The following is a 26,272-nucleotide window of genomic DNA, read 5'->3' on the forward strand; positions in this document are numbered from 1 at the left end:
TCGCAATTTTCATTATAGCCTGTAACCTGGTAAGGTCATGCGTGTTTTTTGCGCGAAGCGTTTCTCTCGGTCCGCCCGTTCAACTGTCTGCCCCTTATCATCCGCTGCGTTTCGCGCCTGCACGCTAGGCGCGTTCATGTCGAAGCTGCCGATACGCGCCTGGAGGCATGCCGACCTGCCTGCGGAACAGCCGGATGAAGTAATTGACGTTCGGCAGGCCGACTTGCTCCCCGATCTCCTGCAAGGGAAGATCCGAATGGTGCAGCAGCGTCTTCGCGCGGTCGACCTGAAGACGGTGCAGATACTGGACGGGGCTGAGCCCCGTATGCTGCTTCAGGCAGCGCGCCAGGTAGTCGAAATGAAACAGGAGCGCCTGCTCCATCGCTTCCGCGCGGAACGGCTCGCCCAAGTGCGCTTGGAGGTATCCGACGACCTGCTCGCTGATCTCGAACGCGCGCGTCTTCGCCGTCCCCCGCACGACCTCTTGCAGCCTCGCGAACATCTCGCCAGCGACGACTTGGAGCCGCAGCGCGCTGCCGAGCGTCAGCGAGCGATGCAGCGCGATCATCTCGTCCATCACCGGCACGAGCAGGCGCGGCTCGACGACGGCCCGCTTCGGCAGGTACATGAACTGTTCGCCCGGCAGCAGGTCGGCGTCGCTCGCCCGCTGCAGGAGACCCGACCAGGCGATCTGATCGTCCTCCATTGCGCGTGGCGGACGCGGGTGGACGAAGTGGCACCAGTAGATCTCGGACGCCGTCTCGACCGGGCGGTGGCCGAAATGGACGAGCCCCGGCTGAAGCAAGAGCAGCTCGTGCTCGCCCAGCTCGTAGACCTGGTCCGCCTCCGTCATGAAGAATTCGCCGCTGCGCACGTAGATCAGATCGTAGACGTCGAAGCAGCGCTTGAAGTGCTGCGTGCCGGGCGACCAGACGCCCCCTCCGACCGTGATGAGCTGAGGCAGCGGCGGTATGGCGAGTTCAAGACATTGCATCATTGTTTCCTCCAGCCGGTCGGTTTCGTACGATTCTCTCCCTATTATTCGCCGATCCGATGCCAATTCCTCTCTCGATTAGGTCGACATCGTGCTAGATCTGGTCGAGAATGTGCCTAGCGGTCCGCCCAGCCTTCCCTTACAGTAGGAATCAAGTCCACACCCTAAGGAGGCACGCGCATGCGGTTCCGCCAAGTTCATCTCGATTTCCATACCTCGGAGCTTATTCCCGGCATCGGGAGTCGCTTCAGCAAGGCGCAGTTCCAAGATATGCTCCGCGCAGGTCGCGTCGATTCGATCACCGTCTTCTCCAAATGCCATCACGGCTGGGCTTATCATCCGTCCGAAGCGAACGAGATTCATCCGGGTCTCTCCTTCGACCTGTTGGGCGCGCAGATCGAAGCCGCCCACGAGATCGGCGTCAAGACGCCCGTCTACCTCTCCGCCGGCTTGGATCAGAAGCTCGCCCGCCGTCATCCCGAGTGGCTCATCCGCCGTCCGAACGAAGCGACCGTTTGGGTGCCGGACTTCCTGTCGCCCGGCTATCACCGCTTCTGCATGAACACGCCGTACCTGGACCTGCTCTGCGCCCAGATCGAAGAAGTCGTCTCCCGCTACGACGCGGACGGCATCTTCCTCGATATCGTCGGCGTGGCGGAGTGCTACTGTCAATCCTGCGTCGCGACCGTCCGTGCCGCCGGCGGCGACCCCCGCGACCTGGAGGCGATGCGCGCGCTCTGGGATCGGACGTATGCGACGTATTGCGAACGGACGAACGCGGCCGTCCACGATCTCAAGCCGGGCTTGCCCGTCTTCCACAACGGCGGACACATCCGGCGCGGCCGGCGCGACTTGGCGCATTTCAATACCCACCTGGAACTCGAATCGCTGCCGACCGGCGGCTGGGGGTACGATCACTTCCCGTTGTCCGCGCGTTACGCGCAGACGCTCGGCATGGATTTCCTCGGAATGACCGGCAAGTTCCATACGTCGTGGGGCGAGTTCGGCGGCTACAAGCACCCGAACGCGCTGCGGTACGAGACCTCGCTCAGCCTGGCGAACGGCGCCCGCATCTCCATTGGCGACCAGCTTCATCCCGAAGGCCATATGGATGAAGCGACGTACGCGCTGATCGGCGAGGCGTATGCCGAGGTCGAAGCGAAGGAGCCTTGGTGCGTCGACGTTGAAGCGGTTGCGGACATCGCGGTGCTCAGCGTGGAGGCGGTGACCGGCGGGAACCCGAACCCGCACGGAGACAAGACCGGCGATCCCGATGCCGGGGTCGTCCGGATGCTGCTCGAAGGCAAGCTCCTGTTCGACATCGTCGACCTGGAAGCGGACTTCGCGAAGTACAAGGTGCTCGTCCTGCCCGACCGATGCCCGGTGGACGAACGCCTCCATGGCAAGCTGCAGGACTTCCTGCGCGGCGGCGGCCGCGTGCTCGCCACCGGCGATTCCGGCTTGAACACCGAAGGCACGGCATTCGCTCTGAACTTAGGCTCTCGGTATATCGGCGATTCGGCCTGCCGGCCGAGCTACTTCCGCCCCGGCTTCCCCATCGCCGGTCTGCCCGCCGCTTCCTACGTGATGTATTCGGAGGGCAAAGAGATCGCGACGGCCGACGGCGGCACCGTTCACGGAGAGAGAGAGAACTCGTACTTCAACCGGGACGTCTTCTCCTTCTGCTCCCACCAGCACACGCCGAGCACGCTTCAATCGGCGGGACCCGCCATGACCGAAGGCCGGGACGGCATCTACTTCGCTTGGCAGGCTTTCTCCGAATACGCGGAGAAAGGCAGCCTCGTCCTGCGCGAAGCCGTCCTGTACGCGCTGAACCGGCTGCTGCCGAACAAGACGTTGACGACGAACCTGCCCGCCCAGGGCATCGTCACGCTGCAGAAGCAGGAGACGGCCCGCCGTTGGGTTCAGCATCTGCTCTACGCCTCGCCCGTACGCCGCGGCGACGGCATCGAAGTCATCGAAGACCTGCTCCCGATCCGTCAGATCGACGTGACGGTCCGGGTGCCGTCCGACGTCGCCGCGGTCACGCTCGAACCGGCCGGCGTCGCGATTCCCTTCGAGCAGTCCGACGGCCAAGTCCGATATACGGTGCCGGAGCTGGTCTGCCATCAGATGGTCGCGCTGTCCTTCGCCTAGCAGGAATCTGCAGCGGCAAAAGCCAAGGAGATCTCGGAACGCCGAGTCTCCTTGGCTTTTCGTCTCTGCGGACGAGACGACCCGTTCTGCCTCGCGGGCACGCAGCCCTTCTCGCCTTGCAGCCTCATTCGACGTTCGCTCCCGCTTGCTATGCGCCTGCTTGCTTGGCGTGCCCGCAGCCGAACGTTCCGTCCCGTCCCGGCCGCTCAGTGTCCTCGCGCGTGCGAGATCGCATCGAGCTGCTGGACGATGGAGAAAAGCAGCAGTCCCGCCGCCGCAGCCATGAGGCCCGCGCCCATCCAGCGCATCCATCTCCGGTCCGCGACGCACAGCCGGCCTGGCCTTCCTCCTGCCCATATCCCTCCGATGCCGATCAACAAGATGACGACCACGCCGAACGGCGCGTTTCCGGCCATCTTCTCCCTCTCCCTCCGCAGCAATTTTCCCTTTTCATGGAATAGACGATTCAGAAGGACAAGAGTTGCGTCCCGGCATGCCGATTCCGAGATTTCGAGCCCGGGTGGAAATCCGGGTGCGCAGCACGTAAGATAGAGACAGCGCGAATCCAAGGAATCTGAGCGACAAAGGAATCCGAATGCCAAAGGAGGCTTCCCGGCCGTGGCCGAAAAAATCTACAACACCTCCGTCGAATTGACGCTCGAGATCATCGGCGGCAAATGGAAATGCGTCATCCTCTTCCATCTCATCTCCGGCAAAAAGCGCAACAGCGAGTTCCTGCAGCTCATGCCGGCCGTCACGCAAAAAGTGCTCACCGAGCAGCTCCGCGAGCTGGAGGCCGACGGCGTCATCCGCAGAATCGTCCATCCTCAAGTCCCGCCCAAGGTGGAATACGAGCTGACGGATTACGGCTGGACGCTGAAGGACGTCCTGACCTCGCTCTGCCTGTGGGGAGACCGCCACGCCGAACGGATGAAGCAGGGCGAAGTCTCCAGCCCCTCGGCCTGACGGAAGGATCGTTAGGCGTGGGCGATCGAAGTCCTTCCAGCTTTACTTATCGACAAAATACACGGAAAAAAGCGCAACCGAGTGGCCGCGCCGTAAGCTAATTTCCATTCCATTATTCATTCGTGTTACTCAAACTTACTCCAAAATTCGGCTTCGCTTATTTTTGTTGCTTGGAAGGTAGATTTATATTTCTCGATATTGCTGACGGCAACAACACGATTGTCCTTGATCTGATAAATGAACGGTTCGATGATGCCGTAATAATGGGGTGCGTCAGCGCCGTTCGGAGCGATTGTAAAAATATATTTTTCTCCGGCAAGCAGGGTGGCGCGTAGAGAAGCTTTCTCCGTTTTATAGGTCCCGCCGCCAGCTGCAATTTTAATTTGGCTACCGGGTTCCAGGTCTCCTTTCAACACCTTCGTCACCGTTACATGATAAGCCGTTCCGGGTACGACGACTCTGGACGGATAATTCATTCACGGAATAATCTTGCGCCGGCGGAAGTCGTCGAAGATGCCCATGAACATCGCTTCCGTGTCGATATGCTCGTGGAAGCCGAACCGACGCGCCTTCGTGCCGTCCGCGAACATATCGTAGTCCCAGGAGAAGACGAAATCCCCGAAGCCCCAGGAAGATACTTCGTCGTAACCGTGCGGCGCGAGGCCGTACTTCTCGATCATCGCGTTCCAGAGCGTCTCCTTGTCGGCCATGACGACGCCTAGCGACATCTGGAGCGGCGGCGCGGTCTCGAGGCCGAAGTACCGCGCGATCTTCGGCCACATCTCGCTCCAGCGGAACAAGTCGCCGTTGTTGATATTGAACGCTTGGTTCGCGCACCGCGGATCGGTCGCCGCCCAGACGGTCGCACGCGCGAGCAGACCCGCGTCGGTCATCTCCAGCAGCTTGTCGTAAGCGCCGGGCTTGCCCGGGAAGCGGAGCGGCAGCCCCAGCTCCTTGGAGATCGCGGCATAGACCGCGATGACCATCGCCAGGTTCATCGGATTGCCGAGCGCGAAGCCCCCGACGACCGACGGCCGGATCGCCGACCAAGTCCAATCCTTTCCTTTCTGCCTCTCCTCCAGAAACTGCTGTTGATCGACGTTGAACTCGGGCGGCATGTGTCCGGCGTCCGTCTCGCGCGCCGGCGTCTTGAACGGTCCGAGGTGCGCGCCGTAAACTTTGTATCCCTGCATCAAGCTCACATGCTGCAGCCCCGGCGCCGCGGCTTCGAGCGCTTCGACGACGTTCACGAGCATCGCCATGTTCGGAGGGACGAGCTCCGCCCAGGTCGGGCGGTCTTGATAGGCGGCGTAGAAGAGATGCGTGACCTCGGTCAGCGTCCCGAGCTTGTCTCTGCAATCGTCCGGATTCAGCAGGTCGACCGCGACGAAGCGGACCCTTTCACTCGGCTCCCCTCCCCTGCGCGACAAGCCGATGACCTCCCAATCCGCCAGCGTTTCCAAGTGTTCGATCAGATTGCGTCCAATGACGCCGTTTGCGCCGACGACCAGGGCGACTTTTCTCGTTTCCCGTTGCATTTGCAGCATCTCCTTCAAGGTGGAATGGGAGCGCGGTTCCGGTCTTTCCGGCTGCGCTTCCGGCTTGATGCCATTATGCTACGGGCTGCGTCCGACGGGAAGATCGCACTTCGAAGTGCGATAGTTACCTCAAAGTAATGATGACGCCGCGCGGCCGGCGCTGACGAATCTCAAACTAGGGACGGACAACTCCGCTGGCAATCGCGGCCGGGTCCAACGTATAATAGGGAGACGCGCAGCAACGAGACGGCAGGTACGGATCTTGACCGCCATCGCGCAGACGGAGAGGAGAGAACGCAGATGAACCTATATTCGTTCGAGCCGAAGGTCGTGGACGGGAATCCGCATCTCTGCGACGGGCTGCAGATTCTCGGAGCCAAGTGGTCGTTTCTCGTCATCGCGGAGCTGATCAAGGGGCCGCAGCGCTTCAAGCAATTGCAGCGCAACGTTGCCGTCGTGAAGACGCAATCGCTCACCGATACGCTTCGGCATCTCGAGAAGACCGGCGTCGTGAAGCGCGAAGTGTTCCCCACCGTACCGGTGTCGGTCGAATATTCGTTGACCGAGAAAGGCTACGATTTCGGAAAGGTGCTGCAGGAGCTGGACAATTGGGCGCAGCGGTGGTCGAGTCCGACGGACGTTGAATAGATTCCGCACAAAAGACCGCCCGCAGGCGGTCTTTTGATGTGAGTCCTCCAATCGCCTGGAATGGCAACAACCCCCATTGATGAACGAACGAAAGGACCTCAAATTCCACCGCAAGGTAGAGGATGAGGTCCTTTTGACAAGAGAAATTCAACGCGAAGTGGGGGTTGAAAAGCAAATGAAGTACTGGGTACGTCTCATTAGCCTCGCTTCGGCGAATTCTCGCCATGTGTCGTACTGGATACGTCACATAAGCCTAACTGCGGCGAATTCTCGCCATGTGTCGTACTGGGTACGTCTCATTGGCCTCGCTGCGGCGAATTCTCGCCATGTGACGTACTGGGCACGTCACATAGACCTAGCAGCGGCGAATTCTCGCCATGTGTCGTACTGGATACGTCACATAGGTCTCGCTGCGGCGAGTTATCGCTATGTGACGTACTGGATACGTCACATGAGCCTCACGGTGGCGAGTTCTCGCCATGTGACGTACTGGATACGTTACATAGGCCTCGCTGCGGCGAGTTCTCGCCATGTGACGTACTGGATACGTTACATAGGCCTCGCTGCGGCGAGTTCTCGCCATGTGACGTACTGGGTACGTCGCGCTTCCGAAAAGACGGCGAAGCCGATTTTTCTTGGTTGCCTTTCCGGCGCCTCGCGGCCCTCATTCCCCGGGCGGCTCATCTTGTCCACTCCGCTTCACCCACACGTCCTTGTAATTCACCTTGCCCCATGCGGTGAGCGAGATGCCGTGCATGCCTGGAACCCTGAATAAAAAGCGGGAAAACCGTCTCGAGACGGTCCTCCCGCGCCTTGCGTTAAAAGCCTGCCGCGCCGAACACTTGGTCGAAGCAAGCTTGCGAATGCCGGGCCAGCGCTTCCGGCGTTCCTGTCGGCGGCTCCTGGGTCAGGATCTCCTGCGCCACGGGACCGTCGTAGCCGATCTTGCGCAGCGCCCGCAGGAAGCCCGTCAAGTCGATGACCCCCTCGCCCGGGTACAGCCGCGCGTTGTCCAACGCCTGCTCCACCGGCACGTCCGGCGCGTCGTTGAGATGGACGTGCACGATCTGCTCCGGTCGCAAGGCTTCGATATCCGCTGCCTTCAAGCCGTTCGTGTGCCAATGGTAAGCGTCGAGCAGCAAACCGACGTTGCCCTCGCCGATCGCGCCGATCCAGTCCAGCGTCTCCTCCATCGTCCAGATGAACGGGTTGGACCAGCGCGTCCGCAGATGATGCGGGCCGACGAATTCGAGGCCGAACCGAATGCCGTACACGCCGAGGAGCTGCGCGCAAGCGCGAAGGCGACGCGTCGCCACCGCCATGAAGTGCGCCGACGGATAGTCCGTCGAAGGCAGGATGTACGTGCAGCAGCGGGTGCACCCTAGCGCGCGTGCCGCGGCGGCGTGCTCGCCTAGAATCTTCATCCCGTCCAGGAACGTCTCCTCCGTCGTCCGCCAATCCACCGGCAGTCCGATGGAGCCGATCTCCACCCCGTTCTCGGCCAACAGCGCTCTCGCCTTCTCCGTCCCGAACTGGCCGATCAGCCAATGGGCGTTGACGTCGACCGTACGGAAGCCGTGCTTGCCGGCCAGCCGGATCAGCTCCGCTTCGTTCTCCAGCGCGCCAAGCCCAGCTACGCTTAATCCTCTCCGCATCCGTTGCTCCTCCAATCTGATTCTGCGCTTCGATCGATAAAAACGCTTTCTTGCCCGTCTCTATCTTATTACAGACGGCGCAAGAATACATGCTCCAATTTTCCTGCCCCGGCATGCCGTCGTTCCTACCGCTCGCCCGATAGCCGCAGCGCTCCGATCTCGACGCGCTGCGGCGCTCCTCGCAGAATTAGTTCAGCCAAAACACGAGCGAACGGCGGTCCCGCTCCGCCCCGAGCCGAAGCAGCATCTCCGCCGCGTCCGTCTCCGTCACGGCCTCGCCGTCCCACAGTTCGATGCTCAGCTTGGAGAGCTTCTGCCTCCGCAGAATCGCTTGGAACGCCGCCTGGAGCAGAGCCGCCTGGCGCTCCGGAGACCCGAGCTCGCGATCGGCTTCCGGCATGCGGAAGATCCTCTTGCCGTTGTTCTCGACCCAATACGCCCAGCGATCGCCGTCCAGCAGCAGGAAGTTGCCCGGCTTGCGGGCGAAGGACGCGCCCGGCATTCCCGCCGGCCAATCGACCATCATGCCGAACGGATTCGCGGGATCGGCCGAGGACAGCACGGTCAGGGCGTTCGGCGCCGCCGGCAGCGGCCGGCGCACCGCGTCGCTGATCTCCCGGGTCGTGAACTGCAGCGTCGACATGCCCCGGATGAACGTCCCGCGCGTCACGGCGCCCCATTCCTCCAGACGCTTCAAGATCGGATAGAGATCGTCCCATGCGAACGGAGACGTCCGGGCGACGAGCTCGCGGTTCACCATCCCGTACACCTGCAGAAGGTGGTGCGCCCAGACGAGCGCAGGCGATTCCGCGCCTGCCTCCCTTCCCTCCCGGTCGTCGGGAAGCGCGGGTCCGTCCTCCGCCAGCCCTGCCGTCGCATACCACCGGCCCAAGCCCGATCCGGCCTTCGCCCGCTGCGCGCGCTTCGCGTTCCCCGCTTGCGCATGCAGACGCAGCGGCGCGAACTGGTCGTTCGAGACGCGGCCCTCCCAGACCAGCTCCAGCAGATCGGGCAGCAGCTCGGACGGCGCGGCGTCCATCTCGCGGCTGAGCCGCGTCAGGAAGCTCGCCCCTCCCTCTTCGAGCAGCCGCAGCAGCTTCGGATGCTTCGTCGGCTCCTCCGCCCGGGGATGCGCGAACGGCGCGAGCAGCGCCTTCGCTTCCGCGAGGAAGAAAGCCAGCTTCCCTTCCTTGTCCCCTTCGTCCTTGCGGCCGATCCAGAGCACCTCGCCGGACGCGCACAGCAGATCCAGATCCTCCTTGCGATAGTTCGCGACGCGCGAAGGGAAGATGATCGTCTCCCAGTGCGAGAGCGGCAGGAAAAGCCCTTGCAGACGCGCGATCGCCTCGCGCAGCCCTTCGCTCCCCTGCACCTGCGTCCCCGGCAGCACATGCTGCAGCAGGGCGATCTGACCGCACCAGCGCGCGGGATCGACGGGCTCCGCCTTGCTCCGGGCCTGCCGAATCGACAGGCGGACGATGCGGGAGGCGATCTTGGCGCTCGTCCAGAGCCGCTCGTCCTCGCTGGCGGCATGCGGAGCCCGGACGATCGTGCCGTCTTCCAGCCAGCGTTCGACCGTCCGCTGCGCCTCGTCGAACGACAACGACGGATAGCGGTCGCAGAGCTCCGTCTCGGTGAAGGAGAGCTGATGCTCGACGTAGCGTCCCAGCACGAACGAGACGGACGCCGGCGTCTCCGGGAATGCCTCGTATACCTCGCGCTCGTCGGCCGCGATCCAGCGGAACTCGCCATCGCCCGCCGCGTCGAGCGGCAGCGCGCGGCCCTGGACGCAAAGCGCCTCCAGCCAGCCCAGCGCCTCGTCGCCGGCCAGCTTCCCGAGCTCGCGCGCGGTCAGATCGCCGCGCTGCTTGAGCAGGGCGGCGAGTTCGTCCGGGTTCGCCGGACGTCGGGCCGGTTCTTCGAGGCGGCGGCTCTCCTCGGCCACGACCTCCTCGCTGATCGCTTCGCTCATCGCCTCCGCGCCGAACAGCTGGGCGGTCAGCTCCTTGCTCACGTTCATCAGCTGGAGGCGCGTCGTCTCGTCCAGTCCGTCCCCCTCGTACAGCCGCATATTCGCGTAGTCCGCCACGAACTGCGAAGCGAACGGCGAAGGATACGGCGTCTCCCGGACGACGAGCGCGACTTGTCCCGCCGCGATCTCTTCCAGCAGACGCTTCAGCGGCGCGTAGCCCAAGTAATCGTGCAGACACTCCGACATCGCTTCGCGCAGATAAGGGAACTGCTCCGCATAGGGCAGCGCGCTCCGGAGCAGCGCTTCGCTTCGCAGCCGCTTCTGCCACATCGGGGTGCGGGTAAAGCTCCGGGAGAGCAGCAGCGACGTCTCCGCGATCTTCCGGAAAGCGATCGCGAGCAGCGGCGAACCGGTGACGGCTTCGGTGAGCAGCCGCTCCAGATTCGCGGGCGTCACCTGGTACAATACTTGGAGCCAGGAAGCGTCCCATTCGGGCAGCACGAATTCGATGCCGTTGTCCTTGGCATTCCCGTACAGCCGATAGGGCAGGAGCTGCTCGAATTGCCGCTCGATCGCGAGCTGCCAAGCCAGGTTGACCGCCCGGCCGCCGGCATGGTGCACGACGACGTGCGTTTGGTTCATCACGTCGCGGTAATGCTCGATGACGATCTGCCGGTCCGTCGGCAGACCGACGGCGCGATGCTGCGCGCGGATGAACGAAGTCAGCTCCCCGGCGGAACGCGGATCCATCCCGTACATCTCGTCCAGCCAGGCGCAGAGCGCGTCGTCCGACTCCCGCTCCGCCCGCGCCGACGCTTCGGGATCCCCTTCCTCCTCCCGCTCCTCCAACCGTAGCCGGTCCGCTGCTTCCCGGAGGAACGCGCCGACGCGCATGCCGAGCTCGTAGGATCTTCCTCCGGCTTCGTTGCGCCAGAACGGCACCTCGCTGAACCGGTTGCCCGCTTCGGACACGTACACCCGGTCGTTGCGGATATCCCGGATCATCCAGGAGCTCGTCCCGAGCAGGAACACGTCGCCGACACGGCTCTCCTGGATGAACTCTTCGTCGACCTCGCCGAGGTTCGCCCGGCTATCCAGATGATGGACCGGATATCCGCCGCTCTGCGGGATCGTGCCGGCGCCCGTCACCGCCGCCATCCGGCTGTTGCTCCGCCCGCGAAGCGTATCCGTCTCGCGGTCCCAGTCGAGCAGCGGCTTCGCGAACGGATAGAAGCCGGCCAGCACCTGCAGCATGCGCTTGAGCCGCTCCAGCGGGTAGCGCTGGTAGCTGTCGCTTCGCCGGATGAGCCGGTACAGTTCGCCGAGCGGCCAGTCGTCCATCGCCGCCATCGCGACCGCCTGCTGGGAGAGGACGTCCATCGGGCCTTCGGGGATGCGGATCTCTTCGATCTCGCGCAGCGAGATCTGGCGGCTCAGCACCGCGATCTCGGGGAGCAGCGCCTTCTGCCGGGCGATGACGACGCCCCGGCTGTCCTCGCCGACGGCGTGTCCCGCCCGGCCGATCCGTTGAATGCCGCGGGCGGCTTCCTGCGGGGAGTCGATCTGAATGACCAGGTCGATATGCCCGATATCGATGCCGAGCTCCAGCGAGGAGGTCGCCACGATGCAGCGCAGGCTGCCGTCCTTCAGCATCCGCTCGACCTCGAGCCGCCGTTCGCGGGAGACGCTCCCGTGGTGCGCGCGCGCCATCTCGTAGCCGACATGGTCGTTGAGGCGCAGACACAACCGCTCGCACAGCCGTCTGCTGTTCGCGAACAGCAGCACGGACCGGCAATCCGTCACCGCGGCCATGATGCGGTCGAGCAGCGGCTTCCAGACCGCTTCCCGGTCCGCGGCCGGCATGTTCGGATCCGGCATCGTTACCGCTACGCGCATTCGCTTCCGGATCGCGCTCTCGACGATCGTCACCGGACGCGGACGCATGTCCGCGCCTTCGGCCGGATCGCCGTCCCGCGCTTCCATCCATCCGCCGAGGAAGCGCGCGACCCGTTCCAGCGGCTTCTGCGTCGCCGAGACGCCGATCCGCTGCGGCGGGGACGGCGCGCGATGGGTCAGCCGCTCCAGCGAGAGCGACAGATGCGCCCCCCGCTTGTCGGCCGCCAGATCGTGAATCTCGTCGACGATGACCGTCTCTGTCGTCGCCAACATGTCGCGGCCTTTGTCCGACGTCAAGAGCAGGTAGAGCGATTCCGGCGTCGTGACGAGCATCTCGGGCGGACGGCGCAGCATCGCAGCCCGCTTGGCGGGCGGCGTATCGCCGGTGCGAACCTCGCAGCGGATATCCGGCGGGTCCGTCCCGAGCTCCGCCGCCAGCGCCTTCAGCTCGTCCACGAACCGTACCGCGTGATGGGAGATATCGTTGTTCAGCGCTTTGAGCGGCGTGATGTAGACGATCCGCACGCCGGGCGCCCGCGGAGCGCCGGACGCGCTAGCGAGCCGGTTCAGGCAGGGCAGCAGCGCGGCGAGCGTCTTGCCCGAACCCGTCGGCGCGGCGATGAGCGTATGCGCGCCGCTCCCGATCGCCTGCCAGGCTTCCTTCTGTACATCGGTCGGCTCGCCGAACGAACGGTCGAACCATTCGCGGATCAGCGGGTGAAACGGGACCTTCCGGGCTTCGCTCATGCATATCCCTTCTTTCGGATCGGATAATGGGTCACTCGGCTTCCGCCGCGTCGCGTCGGTTCATGCTGATGACGTGCGCAGTGCCGCTCCTCGTTTCGTAGAACAGCTTGCGTTCCCGATTGAACACGCATCGCAGCAGGTGTATGGCGAATACCGCATCCACGGCGAAGACGGTCATCGCCAAGAACAGCCCGAGCAGCGGGACCGACGCATGCCGCGCCGTGGCCAGCAACAGGACGTGAGGCCCGCCGACGGCCAGATAGAGCAGCCCGTAACGGATCGCGAGCGCCCGGATCGAGGGGCGTCCGCCCGCTTCCCGCAGGCGGACGCGCAGCAGCCACTTGCCGAACGTCTGCCCGTTGGTGGCATAAGGCAGCGCGATAAAGTAGGCGGCGATCAGCCAGACGTACGCGAACGGCACGCGCAGCGCCGCGAGTACGGCAGCGGCGGGCAGCAAGAGCGCCCAATCGAAGAGGAACGCCAACCCCCGCCGCGTGTAGGTGACGCGTTTCTTGGACAAGTCCACCGACGCGTCGAGCCGGTCGATGCGCGGCAGATGCAGCGACAGCCAGGCGGCGATCAGATAGCCGAGCATGCCGCCGGCCGTATTGAGCATCAGATCGTCCACGTCGAACAGCCGGTACGGGTAATCGAAGATACCGTAGATGCCCGTCACCTGCGTCACCTCGAAGCACAGGGAGAGGCCCAGCGACGCGAGCAGGCAGGGCAGCCAGGATCTGCGGAAGTAATAGCGCAGGAAGAGGCCGAACGGGACGGTCAGGAGCACGTTGAATACCGCCTGCAGGAACGCCCGCTCCTGCAGCAGGAGCGGATAGGTGCTCGGATGCGCGAGCCGGACGCCCGTCTCCCGCGCGATATCCGCGAGGAACTGGAACGGGATCCACTGGACGTACGATTCCGCCGCCGGCGGGGCGTTGTGAACGGAGCTCGGCAGCGGAAGCAGAATCAGATAGAACGCGTTCATCAGGTAGAGGAGAAAGAGATAGAGGAGCAGCGCGCGATATTTATGAATGTAGCCGTGCCTATGATACTGCACCACCAGAAACGGCAGCGTGAAGACGACGGCCGCGATCGGAAACGTCGTGAACGCGTAAGAAACCGGATAGAGATAGAAGTCTAGCATAAGGGTCTCCTCTTCTCCGCTCGACCTGAGACGGCAGTCGCCGGATACGGACGACCGGCGACGCTAAGGCTGAACGGCCAGTCCGCCTCCGACAAGGCGAAGCAGCTCTTCGGCCGCTTCTTCCGCGGTATCCGCCCGGATCGCGGCGAGCGCAGTCGACTCGTACGCCTCCGATGAATGCGCATACCTCGGATCGTAGTAGTGGATCAGCAGCAGCGCGACCGCCCGGTCGTACCGGCGCTCCTCGAGCAGCGTCTCGATCTCCGCCGCCACAGGGGTATGCAATCGGGATTTGATGAGGCGAAAAGCCTGTAGGCATGCCTCGTGATGCGCCTCCGGCCGGTAATCGTTCAGGATCGTGTTCACGCGGGCCTCGACCGGCATCTCGATCCGGACGTGCAGGCCTTCTTCCTTTTTGCGCATCAGAAAGTCGGGCACCGTCACCTTCCCGATCCGCTTGCTCTCCGCCTCCATGAAGACATAGGGCGCCTGTTCGAATCGCGATAGCTCGTCGAAGAGCAGCGCGTCGAACGTCTTCTGATTGTGCGCGGGAAGGCCGATATGCCCGAAGGCGGAGCCGCGGTGCCCGGCCATCGCCTCCAGATCCAGCGCCGGGCAGCCGCGCGCCTGCAGGGCGCGCAGAATCGCCGTCTTGCCCGTGCCGGTGTTGCCGTGCAGGACGATCAGCTTCGGCGCGAAGTCCATCTCCGAGAGCGCATCGACGACGCTTCTCCGATAGGCGCGATATCCCCCCGTCAGCCGGTAAGCGTGAATCCCCATCAGGGAGAGCACGGTGGCGGTCGTCTTGCTGCGCATGCCGCCCCGCCAGCAGAATACGGCCGTCTTCCCCGGCAGCGCGGCGAATTGCTTAATGAAAGCCGGCAGCTTGGCCGAAACGATCTCGAGACCGCGCGTCTTGGCCGCGTCGACGCTCGCCTGCTTGTAAAGGGTGCCGATCTCCGCCCGCTCCGCGTCGTCGAAGAGCGGAATGTTCAAGCTGCCGGGGATCGAAGCTTCCCGATACTCGGACGGCGAGCGGACGTCGACGAGGATGAGCTCCCCGCGCTTTCTTTTCTCGAACAATACGTCAATTGCGATATCTTGAAACATGCGGTCTCCTTTTCTCGCCGGGTCCGTCAGGCTTCGACCGTGATCCGGCCGGCGTCTTCTCCGGTCGTCTCGCCGATGGCGCGCGCGTCTACCCCGGCTTCCCGCAAGTCGCGGAGAAGCGCGTCCGCCTGGCCGGCCTCGACAGCGATAAGCAGGCCGCCCGAGGTGACCGCGTCGCAGAGGATCAAGCGGCTCGTCTCGTCCAGCGTCTCCGCGAACGCGACGTCGTCCTTCACGTGATTGTAGTTGTTCTTCGTGCCGCCGGGAACGAAGCCCCGCTCCGCCAGCTCCCGTACGCGAGGGAGGATCGGCACGTCGCGTTCGCGCAGCCGGATGCCGACGCCGCTGCCTTTGGCCATCTCGAGCGCATGGCCGATCAGGCCGAAGCCGGTCACGTCGGTGCAGGCGTGTACGTCATAGGACGCCATCGTCTCGGCCGCGCGCTTATTCAACGCGGCCATCACTTCGGTCGCCATTCGAATCTCCTCGGGCGACAGCTCGTCCTTCTTGATGGAGGTCGTCAGGATGCCGACGCCGATCGGCTTCGTCAGGATGAGCCGGTCTCCCGGCTTCGCGCCCGCGTTGGTCCGGATCTTGTCGGGATGGACGATCCCGGTCACCGCGAGGCCGAACTTCGGCTCCCGGTCGTCGATCGAGTGGCCGCCGACGAGCGTGGCGCCCGCTTCCGCGACTTTGTCCGCCGCGCCGCGCAGTATATCGGCCAGAATCCGCTTGTCGAGCGTCGCGATCGGGAAAGCGACGATATTCAAGACCGTGAGCGGCTTGCCGCCCATCGCATAGATGTCGCTGATGGCGTTCGCGGCTGCGATCTGCCCGAACGCATACGGATCGTCGACGATCGGCGTGAAGAAGTCGACCGTCTGCACCATCGCCAGCTCGTCGGTCAACCGGTAGACGCCGGCATCGTCGCTCGTCTCGAGACCGACCAGCAGGTCGGGATTGGGCGTGCCCTTGGGCAAGCTTCGGATAACTTGGGCCAGATCCGCCGGCCCGATCTTGCATCCGCAGCCGCCCTTGCTGGACAAGGAAGTTAATTTGACAGGTTCTTCGGCATTCATGAAGACGATTCCTTCCTCTCTATGGGTGAAGCTTCATTCTAGCATCGTACACGATCTCTCGGCGTCAAAGCAAACGCGAGGCCGGCGGACTTCCCCACGCTTTTTACGGCGCCAGTCCCGCCTATTCAGCTCCCGCGTCCGCCTTCGTCAGGCGACGTCGAAGTCAAAGTATTTCTTCGGATACGGCTCCTTGGCGAGCGTGTAGTGCCACCATTCTTTGCTGTAAGCCTTAAATCCGCGCTTCTCCATCGCCTGCTTAAGCCGCTTGCGGTTCGCGGCTTGGGCTTGCGTGATCCCTTTGGCGCCATGGCTGGAGACCGGGCCGAGGAAGTCGACGATGCCGCCCATGTCCGCCTCTTCGCCGGTCTTCGCGTCGACCAGCGTCAGGTCGACGGTACTGCCTCGCGAATGGCCGGATTTGGAGGCCAGGTAGCCGAGTTTGAAGAGGTCCTTCTTGTTCACTTGCGGATAGTAGATCTCCTTCATGCGCGTATCCTTGACGTCCTTGGACCAGCGGATAAAGTGATCCACGGCCTTCTGCGGACGGTAGGCGTCATAAATCTTAAGCGCGTAGCCTTGACGCTCCAAGTCCTCTTCCACCCGTTTAAGCGCCTGGGCCGCTTCCGCGGTCAGGATCGCGAGCGGCGCCCTGTAGCCGTCGATGCGCTCGCCCACGAAGTTGCCGTCGCCATAATAGCCAATATGGAATCGGGCGGTCGGGATCGCTTCGTCCGCGTAGACGAAGCCCTTCGGCAGGCGCCGCTGTTTGGCGACGGGGGCGGCATCGGCCGGTTGGGGCGTCTCGGTCTTGGGCGTCTCGGTCTTGGGCGTCTCGGTCTTGGGCTTCTCAGCTTTCGGCGTTTCGGCCTTGGGAATCTCGGCCTTGGGAGGCGCAGCCTTAGAATTCTCGGCCTTCGCCGTTTCGGCTTTCGTCATTTCGGCCTGCGACGGCAGGGTTGCGAACGCCTCGGCCCGCAAATCTCCCAGGACGACGATAAACAAGACGGCGATCAGATACTTCATGCGCGCTTCTCCTTCCCGGCCCGGGCCGGGCCGCGGCGATGCTCTCTCTCTCTCTAACTCTACCGATCATCGCACAGATCGCTAGACGGCGCAACGCGAGCCAAAAGGCGCCGATCGCTCGGCGCCCTTCGACTTTCGCCCATTTCCCGCGGACAGCGCATGCGTTTGAACGCCGCGTCTCCAAAACTATGGATGGCATCAACCAACCACAGCGAAGAGGCACCCCTGAACGGAGTGCCTCGCGCGAACGCTGCGCCGGCGGAACTTCCCCGGTTCCGCCCCGCCTTTACTTTTTTGAAGCGACGGCCAGTTGAATCAACATGACGACAAGCACGAGCAGCTCGATGACCAGTTCCGCGCTCACGGCCAACCCTCCCAGGCGATCGGAATGCTCCTCCGCCCGGTTTCCGCCTCTCCCGACTTGCTTCGTCTCCCGTTCTATATCTATGTTCATGCGGGGCCCGATATGCCCTTCGTTCAGACCCCGCTATATTTTTCGATGATCGCTGGACATGATGTTTTTCACTTTGGTCGCCCACTTGCTATTGGCCGGACAGTACTTCTTCGCGACCTTCTCGATGGTCGTATAACCTTTGCCGACGTAGTTCTTGGCGAGGAGCTGCCCGAACTTGCGGACGCTGTCCCCCTTGGTCTTGAAGCTGAAGGCTTTAACGGCCTCGTTGCCGGTGACGGCGTTCAGACCGAATAGATTGTTTTTCGTCTTCGCCAGCTTGCTGCTGCCGTTGCCGCTCTCGAGCTTCATGACCGCGATCGTGAAGAAGGCGTTGATGCCATAGTCGTCTTCGATCTCCAGGATCGCGTCTTCCAGCCCTTTGTCGGCGAGCGCCGTCCCCTCGAAGATCTTCGCGATATGTTCGGCCGTCAATCCCGAATCGGACTTCACGGTGGACGTCGGCTTGCCCGGCTTGGCCGCGGAGCCGGTCTCCGTCTGCTTCGCAGGAGGCGACTTCTTCGCGCCTCCGATCTTGAGCTTGGGCGCTTTCGGCTGGGGCGGCTGGGACGCGGGCTTCTCTCCCTCGGACTGCGGAAGCGATGCGCCGGAAGGCGGCACGAGCTTCGCATAGCCCCCGTGGACGTAGCCCTCTCCGCGCAGGCGCAGCCAGCCTTCGTCGGTCTTGCCGACGACTTGCAGCAAGGTGCCTTTCTCAACGACGTTCAGAATCTTGGATTTGGCGTAAGGGTTCGTGCGGACGTTCAAGAAGTAGGCGGTGACTTCGTACGTATCGTATGTAGGCTGCGGGGGCGGAGCCGGTTCGGCGGCGGTCGGTTGGAAGGGCGCCGGGAGGACGGCGGGCGCTTCGGACCCGGTCGGGGCGGGGGCGACGGCCGGAGCCGGCGTCGGCTTGGGGGAGGATGCATCCGTAGCGGCGGGCGATGCGTCTGAGGACGGAGACGCCGGCTCGGAAGATGCGCCGGGCGAATCGGAGGCGGCCGGCGACGGCGATGCGGGCTGCGCGGCCGGCGACGAGACGGACATCGATACGGCGGCCGCGTCAACCTGCTCGGATCCATTATGCGAAGGTAGAACGTTCATGCCCAAGGTCAGGAGCAAGGTCACGCTTAGCATGCTCACGAACAGATAGCGGTTCATTAATCTACGCATGACTACACCTCTTTCATGGAATGGGGGTGGAGGATGCTCGTTGATATTGGTTAGATTGTACATACGCGCTCCTGAAAAGCATGTCAAACGATATGCGATTATTGGATGTTTATTTGTCGATCCGGCCTAAATGAGAAAATGTTCATGTACCTAAAAAAACCGCGTTCTACGCGGTTCTTCAAATGACTGCGCCGATTGACAATCGGCTGTCGTCTCGTGATGGATGGCTGTACCCGCCCGGCTGCCCAGGGGACGGCGTCGGCGGACAAACCAAAAACGCGCGGGAGGGTCTCCCTCCCGCGCGTCCTTCGCCTCATTTTGGCTTGTCCTTCAGGCCTGCATTAGCGGTCCAGCCACTCCCGCATCATGGCCAGCAGCTGCGCGCTGTTGACCGGCTTGGTGATGTAGTCCGAAGCGCCCGCGTCCAGGCACAGATCGCGGTCGCCGCTCATCGCCTTGGCCGTCAGCGCGATGATCGGAAGGTCTTTGAAATCCGGTTTTTCGCGGATGGCCCGCGTCGTCTCGTAGCCGTCCATGACCGGCATCATGATATCCATCAGCACGATATCCACGTCCGGCGTCTCTTCGAGGAGCGCAATCGCGTCCTCGCCGTTCTCGGCCGGGATCGCCTTCATCTGATGCCGCTCCAGGATCGTCGTCAGCGCGAAGATATTGCGGATGTCGTCGTCGACGACAAGCACCTTCTTGTTGGCGATCATCTCGTCGGACAGATGCGCCTTCATGAGCGTCTCGCGCGCGTCCGCGGGCAGGCTGTCCGTCTTCCGGTGGAGGAAGAGCGTCGTCTCGTCCATGATCTGAACGGGCGTCTTCGCTTCCTTGATGACGGCGGACCGCATCAGCTCGTCGAAGTCCGCTTCTTCTTCGGGCGTCAGCTTCTTGCTGCGGTGGATCACGACGGGCAAGTACTTGTTCTTCGCGTTCTTCTGAACCTCCCGAACGAACTTGGCCGCGTTCATATCCGGCAGATCGTTGTCCAGGAGCACGCAATCGTACGACTTGGCGTTCAGTTGGTTCAACGCCTTGCGGCCCGTATCGACCGCGACGATCTTGATGTCCTTGTTGTCCAGGAGAGAGGCGAACGCCTTCCGCCGCTCTTCTTCCCGCACGACGACGAGCAAGGTCTGCTCCGTCTGGTCGGCGAACCGGTTCAGCTTGTCCAGCGCGTTCTCCAGCTCCTCGTTCGTTACCGGCTTGCAGACATAATCGTAGACGCCCTTCTGCAGCAGCGCGATCTCGTTCTCCTCCACCGTGATGGCGCTCACCGGAATGTGCCGGACGCTGATATCGTTCTTCAGGTGCTCCAGCACGAGCCAGCCGTCGGCGTCCCGCAGGTGGAGATCCAGCGTGATGGCGACCGGCTTGTATTGGAGCGCCAGCTCGAGCGCGTTCAAGCCGCGCGTCGTGACGATCGCTTTGATCCCTTTGCGCCGCAACGCGTCGAGGACGATCTCATTGAACTTCATGTCGTCTTCGATGATGAGGAAGACGCGGTCGCCGGGCTGGATATGGTCCCGGTCGTCGATCACCACCGGCTCGTCGCCGGCCGCGAAGTTGCGCGTCCGCTTCGGCGGCGTCACGTCGATCACCTCCGGCAGGTGCTTCGGCTTCGGCTCCGGATCCGGGAAGTCGGCCTCCGCCGGCAGGTAGAGGTTGAACACGCTGCCGCTGCCCGCTTCGCTGTAGAGCGTGATCTCGCCACCCAGCATCTCCGCGATCTCGCGAGAGATCGCAAGGCCGAGTCCCGTGCCGCCGTATTCGCGGTTCGTGCTCCCGTCCGCCTGCTGGAACGCCTCGAAGATGATCTGCTGCTTCTCCGGCACGATGCCGATCCCCGTGTCGCTCACCGAGAAGCACAGCACCATTTGCGCTTGGTTCAGCGTCTCGTTCTCCTCGTTCCAGCCGTTGGCGGCTCTGCGGATGAGCAGCATGATCTGCCCGCGATCGGTGAACTTGAAGGCGTTCGACAGCAAGTTCTTCAGAATCTGCTGCAGCCGCTTCGGATCGGTCAGGATGCTGCGCGGCACGTCCGGTTCGACCTTGATCCGGTATTCGAGCTTGGCGTCATCCACCATGTGCCGGAACGTCCGGTCCAGACCGCCGGCAAGCTCGATTACCGAGATCTCGCTGTATTCCGGCGTGATCGTGCCGGACTCGATCTTCGACAGGTCGAGGATGTCGTTGATCAGATTCAGCAGTTCGTAGCCGGAATCCTGAATCGTCTTCGCGAACTTCACCTGGTGATCCAACAGGTTCGCGTCCGGGTTCTCGGCCAGCTGTTCGGCCAGCAGGAGCAAGGAGTTGAGCGGCGTACGGAGCTCGTGCGACATGTTGGCCAGAAACTCGGACTTGTATCTGGACGTCTGCGCGAGCTGTTCCGCCTTTTCTTCGAGGAACCGCTTCGCCACTTCGACCTCGTTGTTCTTGCTCTCCACTTCGGCCTTCTGGATGACCAGCAGCTTCGCCTTGTCTTCGAGCTCGTCGTTCGTGTTCTGCAGCTCCAACTGCTGCTTTTGCAGCTCTTCCGTCAGCGACTGCGACTGGATCAGCAGCTCCTCCGTCCGCTGATTCGCCTGCATCGTATTGATGACGATCCCGATCGATTCGGTCAGCTGGTCCAGGAAAGCGATATCGATCTCGCTGAAGGAGCGGAACGAAGCGAGCTCGAGGATCGCGAGCACCTGATCCTCGAAGATAATCGGGAGCAGGACGATATTGAGCGGCGTCGCCTCCCCGAGCGCCGACGAGATGACGACGTAATCGCCCGGCACGTTGGTGAGGAGGATGCGCTGCTTCTCGATGAGGCACTGCCCGACCAAGCCTTGCCCCGCGCGGAACTCGTTCGAGAGATACTTGCGGTTCTGGTAAGCGTAGCTCGCGAACAGCTTCAGCACATGCTCGCCGTTCACCGGCTCGTTGATGTAGAAGACGCCGTGCTGCATCGAGACGAGCGGCGCGAGCTCCGACAGGATCATCCGGCACACCGCGTACAGATCGCGTTGGCCCTGGAGCAGCCGGGAGAACTTGGCCAGGTTCGTCTTCAGCCAATCCTGCTCGGTATTGATCCGCGTCGTCTCCTTCAGATTCCGGATCATCTCATTAATATTGTCTTTAAGCGAAGCGACTTCGCCCGCCGCGGCCACATCGATCGTTCGCGACAGGTCGCCGTTCGTCACGGCGGTGGCGACGTTCGTGATCGCGCGCACCTGCGTAGTGAGCGTGCTCGCCATGTAGTTGACGTTGTCGGTCAGATCGCGCCACGTGCCAGCCGCGCCGGGAACGCTCGCTTGTCCGCCCAGCTTCCCCTCCGCGCCGACCTCCCGCGCTACGGTCGTGACCTGATCGGCGAACGTGGCGAGCGTCTCGATCATGTTGTTGATCGTATCCGTCAGTTCGGCGATCTCGCCCTTCGCGTCGACCGTCAGCTTCTGCTTCAGGTTGCCGTTGGCGACTGCCGTGACGACCTTCGCGATGCCCCGTACCTGATCGGTCAAATTGGTCGCCATGATGTTGACGTTGTCGGTTAGATCCTTCCAGATGCCGCCGACGCCGCGCACCTGGGCTTGACCGCCCAGCTTGCCGTCCGTGCCGACCTCCCGCGCTACGCGCGTCACTTCGGAGGCGAACGAATTCAGCTGATCCACCATCGTATTGATCGTATTCTTCAACTCGAACAGCTCGCCCTTCACGTCGACGGTAATCTTCTTGGACAGATCGCCGTTGGCGACGGCCGTCGTCACGCCCGCGATGTTGCGCATCTGGATGGTCAGGTTGCTCGCCATATAGTTGACGGTATCCGTCAAGTCCTTCCAGGTGCCGGAGACGTCCTTCACTTCCGCCTGGGCGCCGAGCTTCCCTTCGGTGCCGACCTCGCGCGCGACGCGCGTCACCTCCGCGGCGAAGTTGCTCAGCTGATCCACCATCGTATTCATCGTGTTTTTCAGCTCGAGCATCTCGCCTTTGACGTCGACGGTGATCTTCTTGGACAGGTCGCCCTTCGCGACCGCCGTCGTGACGTCCGCGATGTTGCGCACTTGGTCGGTCAGATTGCGGGCCATGTTGTTGACGCTCTCGGTCAAGTCTTGCCAGGTGCCGCCGACGCCCTTGACCTGCGCCTGACCGCCCAGCTTGCCGTCCGTGCCGACCTCCCGCGCCACGCGCGTCACCTCCGAGGAGAACATCGAGAGCTGGTCCACCATCGTGTTGATCGTGTTCTTCAGCTCCAGAATCTCTCCTTGGACGTCCGCGGTGATCTTCTTAGACAGATCGCCGTTCGCGACGGCCGTCGTGACGACCGCGATGTTGCGCACTTGGTTGGTCAAGTTGCTCGCCATGTAGTTGACGCTCTCGGTCAAGTCGCGCCACGTGCCGGCGACGCCCTTGACCTGCGCCTGACCGCCCAGCATCCCTTCGGTGCCGACCTCGCGCGCCACGCGCGTGACTTCCGAGGCGAACGTCGAGAGCTGGTCCACCATCGTGTTGATCGTATTCTTCAGCTCCAGGATCTCGCCCTTCGCGTTGACGGTGATCTGCTTGGACAGATCGCCTTTGGCGACGGCGGTCGTCACCTCGGCGATGTTGCGCACCTGATCGGTCAGCGTCCCGGCCATAAAGTTGACGCTGTCGGTCAAATCCTTCCACGTGCCGGAGACGTCCTTCACGTCCGCCTGACCGCCCAGGATCCCTTCGGTGGATACTTCCCGCGCCACGCGCGTCACCTCGGAGGCGAAGTTGCTGAGCTGATCCACCATCGTATTGATCGTGCTCTTGAGCTCCAGAATTTCGCCCTTGGCGTCGACCGTGATCGTCTTGGACAAGTCGCCCTTGGCGACCGCCGTCGTCACTTCCGCGATGTTGCGCACCTGATTGGTCAAGTTGCTCGCCATATAGTTGACGCTCTCGGTCAAGTCCCGCCACGTGCCGGAGACGCCCTTGACATCCGCCTGGCCGCCGAGGATGCCCTCGGTACCGACCTCGCGCGCCATCCGCGTCACCTCCGAGGCGAACGTCGAGAGCTGGTCCACCATCGTGTTGATCGTGACCTTCAGCTCCAGAATCTCGCCTTGGACGTCGGCGGTGATCTTCTTGGACAGGTCGCCGTTCGCGACCGCCGTCGTGACCGCCGCGATGTTGCGCACCTGATCGGTCAGATTGTTCGCCATGTTGTTGACGCTGTCGGTCAAGTCCTTCCAGGTGCCGGATACGCCCCGCACGTCCGCTTGTCCGCCCAGGATGCCCTCCGTGCCGACCTCTCGGGCGACCCGCGTCACCTCGGAGGAGAACATCGACAGCTGATCGACCATCATGTTGATGTTGCTCGCGGTCCGCTGGAACTCGCCCGTGAGCGGGCGCCCCTCGAACTCCAGGTCGACCTTCTGGGACAGATCGCCTTTCGCGACCGCGTTGATGACGCGCACCATCTCGCTCGTCGGCTGGATCAGATCCACGACGAGGCTGTTGAGCGATTCGACGACCGTCTCCCAGTCTCCGCCATTGTTGTTGTGAACGAATCGCCGGGTGTGCTTCCCTTCCTTCCCGACGACCCTGGCCACGGCTTGCACTTCCTGCAAGAGGCCCTCCTGCATATCGAGAATCTCATTGAACGTATCGGCGACTTTGCCCGAGATGCCGGTCAGATGATAAGGCATGCGGTAAGCGAAGTTGCCTTTCTTGAGCGCCATCAGAGCGTTCAGGATGTCGCCCGCGTCCAAAGGCTGTTCCGCTCGTACGATGCCTTCTCCTTGTTTTTGATCTGCCATGGTCTCATCCCTTATCCCTAATTTTTGGAGTGCTTCTCTCTCAGGCTCGCAATGCTCTGGATGAGTGGCTTCAGAAGTCCGAGCCTGACCGGCTTAACGAGCGACCCGCCCATTTGCTCATTGCTCTTGCAGGCGGAGCCTGCGTTCATTGCGACAACTGTCGGCCGACGGTCGTCGGGCACGGCTTGGACGATCTCCCGGAGCGTCTCTTCGCCGTCGTCCACCGGAAGCATCGGGTCGAGGAAGAGCAGGTCGTAGTCTTGCGTCTGCAGCGCCTGCCGCATCTCCTTGCCGTTCTGCGCCATATCCGGCGCGTAGCCGAGTATCCCCAACAGATGCTTCATTAAGATTCGGTCGACCCGATCGCCTTCTCCCACCAGCACCTTGAGCGGTACGGTCGGCGCCGCTGGGGGATAGCGTTCGAACTTGACCTGCTGCGCCGCCGTATGCAGCGCGAGATCGACGAGCCCGTCCGGTTCCAGGTGACGCCTGACCTTCACCGTGAACACGAAGGTAGCGCCGCTCTCCGGCGAAGGATCGACCCGGATGCTCCCGCCCATCAGCTCGATGAGCGACTTGCAGATCGACAGTCCCAGTCCCGTGCCGCCGAACTTGCGATTCGTCGCGGCGTCGAGCTGCGAGAACGGCTGGAAGAGCCGGTCGATCTTGTCCGGCGGGATGCCGATGCCGGTATCCTTGATAATAAACTCTAACGCGATTTCTTCCTCTTCTTCGGCGAGTCGGTTGACGACAATATAGACGCCGCCCTCCGTCGTGAACTTCACGGCGTTGCCGACCAGATTGATCAGCACTTGCCGCAGCCGGTTCATATCCCCTCTCACATAGACCGGAATATCGGGATCCACGACGACGATCATCTCCAGGTTCCGTTCCCGCGACTTGACCGTGAAGAGATCGACGGTCTCCTCCAGACAATACTTCAGCACGAACGGCTCGTCCTCCAGGTTCAGCTTGCCGGACTCGATATGTGAGTAATCGAGAATATGATTAATGACAGAAAGGAGCGCGTTGCCGCTCGTATGGATGATCTCGGCCATCTGGGCATATTCCCCCGGAATCTCGGAGGTCATGAGCAGCTCCGACATGCCGATGATGCCGTTCAGCGGCGTCCGGATCTCGTGGCTCATCATGGCCAGGAATTCCGACTTGACGCGCGACGCGATCTCGGCGCTCTCCTTGGCCTGAACCAGCTCCTGGTTCGTCTTCTCGAGCTGCTTGGTTTGCTCTTGGAGCAGCTCGCTCTGGACTTGGAGGGACTTGTTCGCTTCGTACATGCCGACGTAGCCCTGAATCTTGGCCTTGAAGATCTGCGGCGTGAACGGTTTCGTCATGTAGTCGATCGCGCCAGCCGAATAGCCTGCGAAGAAGTCTTCTACCTTGTAGTGCGAAGCGGATAAAAAAATGATCGGAATGTACTTCGACTTCTCTCGGGTGCGAATGATGCTGGCCGTCTCGAACCCGTCCATGCCGGGCATCTGAACGTCCATGACGATGACCGCAAACTCCTCTTCCAACAAAGATCGCAGCGCCTCCATGCCGGAGTATGCGCGAACCAGCCGATAGGGTTCGCCCGCCAGTACCGCTTCTATGGCTACCAGGTTCTCGGGATGATCATCGACGAGCAGAATATTGACGGGATCCTCCATGACGCCCCTCCTATCCTTCCTCCTCTATCTACATGCCGAACAAAAAAAGATCGGCACAGTCGATTAATGCGAGAGATTCAGGGTTATATACCCATTCCGGAACCGCGCGAAACAAGCCCGATCCGCAAAAAAACGAATAAAGGCCAAATTTCGGCAATAAACGTTAAGCTCCGGGCCTATCATAGATCACAAACCAAAAAACCGCGGCGAATATCGCCGCGGTCTGCCGAATGATGTCCGTTCCGCCGAATAAAAAGAAGGGCGCTCTCCGCGCC

Annotated in this window: 17 protein-coding genes; 3 read left to right on the forward strand and 14 right to left on the reverse strand. The window is 62.4% G+C overall.

Going from position 1 to position 26,272, the window contains the following annotated elements; translation table 11 throughout:
* Positions 1–124 precede the first annotated feature (124 nt).
* Positions 125–994, reverse strand: coding sequence for a helix-turn-helix transcriptional regulator (locus H7C19_RS18435; protein ID WP_185144209.1), 870 nt, complete (start codon positions 992–994; stop codon positions 125–127).
* Between the two features lie 180 nt (positions 995–1,174).
* Here H7C19_RS18435 and H7C19_RS18440 point away from each other — a divergent pair, with 180 nt between their 5' ends.
* Complete coding sequence (locus tag H7C19_RS18440) at positions 1,175–3,151, forward strand: alpha-amylase family protein (RefSeq protein WP_185670523.1); 1,977 nt, start codon at positions 1,175–1,177, stop codon at positions 3,149–3,151.
* 206 nt (positions 3,152–3,357) lie between these two features.
* Here the strand turns inward: H7C19_RS18440 and H7C19_RS18445 are convergent, their stop codons facing one another.
* Positions 3,358–3,567: a hypothetical protein gene (locus H7C19_RS18445; protein ID WP_185670524.1), complete on the reverse strand. Its 210-nt coding sequence runs from the start codon at positions 3,565–3,567 to the stop codon at positions 3,358–3,360.
* 202 nt (positions 3,568–3,769) lie between these two features.
* On the opposite strand from H7C19_RS18445, the gene H7C19_RS18450 reads away from it, so the two are divergent.
* Positions 3,770–4,117, forward strand: coding sequence for a winged helix-turn-helix transcriptional regulator (locus H7C19_RS18450; protein WP_185670525.1), 348 nt, complete (start codon positions 3,770–3,772; stop codon positions 4,115–4,117).
* Positions 4,118–4,242: 125 nt separating this feature from the next.
* Here H7C19_RS18450 and H7C19_RS18455 read toward each other — a convergent pair whose 3' ends face one another.
* Together H7C19_RS18455 and H7C19_RS18460 are read right to left on the reverse strand one after the other, a co-directional pair.
* Positions 4,243–4,542 carry a hypothetical protein gene (locus H7C19_RS18455; RefSeq protein ID WP_221469331.1) on the reverse strand — a complete coding sequence of 100 codons (300 nt, stop codon included), beginning with the start codon at positions 4,540–4,542 and terminating at the stop codon, positions 4,243–4,245.
* 51 nt (positions 4,543–4,593) lie between these two features.
* Positions 4,594–5,664: an SDR family oxidoreductase gene (locus H7C19_RS18460; protein ID WP_185670527.1), complete on the reverse strand. Its 1,071-nt coding sequence runs from the start codon at positions 5,662–5,664 to the stop codon at positions 4,594–4,596.
* 291 nt (positions 5,665–5,955) lie between these two features.
* Between H7C19_RS18460 and H7C19_RS18465 the strand changes: the two genes are divergently transcribed.
* Positions 5,956–6,303, forward strand: coding sequence for a winged helix-turn-helix transcriptional regulator (locus H7C19_RS18465; RefSeq protein WP_185670528.1), 348 nt, complete (start codon positions 5,956–5,958; stop codon positions 6,301–6,303).
* An 818-nt stretch (positions 6,304–7,121) separates the two neighbouring features.
* Here the strand turns inward: H7C19_RS18465 and H7C19_RS18470 are convergent.
* The 10 genes from H7C19_RS18470 to H7C19_RS18515 all read right to left on the reverse strand — a co-directional run bounded on the left by H7C19_RS18470 (position 7,122) and on the right by H7C19_RS18515 (position 25,997).
* Positions 7,122–7,958, reverse strand: coding sequence for a sugar phosphate isomerase/epimerase family protein (locus H7C19_RS18470; protein ID WP_185670529.1), 837 nt, complete (start codon positions 7,956–7,958; stop codon positions 7,122–7,124).
* A 187-nt stretch (positions 7,959–8,145) separates the two neighbouring features.
* Positions 8,146–12,573, reverse strand: a complete 4,428-nt coding sequence (locus H7C19_RS18475; protein WP_185670530.1) for a DEAD/DEAH box helicase — start codon at positions 12,571–12,573, stop codon at positions 8,146–8,148.
* A 31-nt stretch (positions 12,574–12,604) separates the two neighbouring features.
* The gene (locus tag H7C19_RS18480) at positions 12,605–13,717 is read right to left on the reverse strand and encodes a VanZ family protein (RefSeq protein ID WP_185670531.1); all 1,113 of its coding nucleotides are present in this window, start codon (positions 13,715–13,717) and stop codon (positions 12,605–12,607) included.
* 63 nt (positions 13,718–13,780) lie between these two features.
* Positions 13,781–14,827, reverse strand: coding sequence for a tRNA 2-selenouridine(34) synthase MnmH (gene mnmH, locus H7C19_RS18485; protein WP_185670532.1), 1,047 nt, complete (start codon positions 14,825–14,827; stop codon positions 13,781–13,783).
* 26 nt (positions 14,828–14,853) lie between these two features.
* The gene (selD, locus tag H7C19_RS18490; protein WP_185670533.1) at positions 14,854–15,906 is read right to left on the reverse strand and encodes a selenide, water dikinase SelD; all 1,053 of its coding nucleotides are present in this window, start codon (positions 15,904–15,906) and stop codon (positions 14,854–14,856) included.
* Positions 15,907–16,053: 147 nt separating this feature from the next.
* Positions 16,054–16,929, reverse strand: a complete 876-nt coding sequence (locus H7C19_RS18495; RefSeq protein WP_221469332.1) for a M15 family metallopeptidase — start codon at positions 16,927–16,929, stop codon at positions 16,054–16,056.
* Positions 16,930–17,215: 286 nt separating this feature from the next.
* Positions 17,216–17,383 carry a hypothetical protein gene (locus H7C19_RS18500; RefSeq protein ID WP_185670534.1) on the reverse strand — a complete coding sequence of 56 codons (168 nt, stop codon included), beginning with the start codon at positions 17,381–17,383 and terminating at the stop codon, positions 17,216–17,218.
* Positions 17,384–17,416: 33 nt separating this feature from the next.
* Positions 17,417–18,553 (reverse strand): glucosaminidase domain-containing protein, encoded by a 1,137-nt coding sequence (locus H7C19_RS18505; RefSeq protein ID WP_185670535.1) that lies wholly within the window; start codon positions 18,551–18,553, stop codon positions 17,417–17,419.
* 341 nt (positions 18,554–18,894) lie between these two features.
* On the reverse strand, positions 18,895–24,330 hold the full coding sequence (locus tag H7C19_RS18510) for a HAMP domain-containing protein (protein WP_185670536.1): 5,436 nt from the start codon (positions 24,328–24,330) through the stop codon (positions 18,895–18,897).
* A 17-nt stretch (positions 24,331–24,347) separates the two neighbouring features.
* On the reverse strand, positions 24,348–25,997 hold the full coding sequence (locus tag H7C19_RS18515) for a hybrid sensor histidine kinase/response regulator (RefSeq protein WP_185670537.1): 1,650 nt from the start codon (positions 25,995–25,997) through the stop codon (positions 24,348–24,350).
* Between the last annotated feature and the right edge of the window lie 275 nt (positions 25,998–26,272).

Origin of the sequence: Cohnella nanjingensis (genome assembly GCF_014212125.1) — a bacterium.
Lineage (GTDB): Bacteria > Bacillota > Bacilli > Paenibacillales > Paenibacillaceae > Cohnella > Cohnella nanjingensis.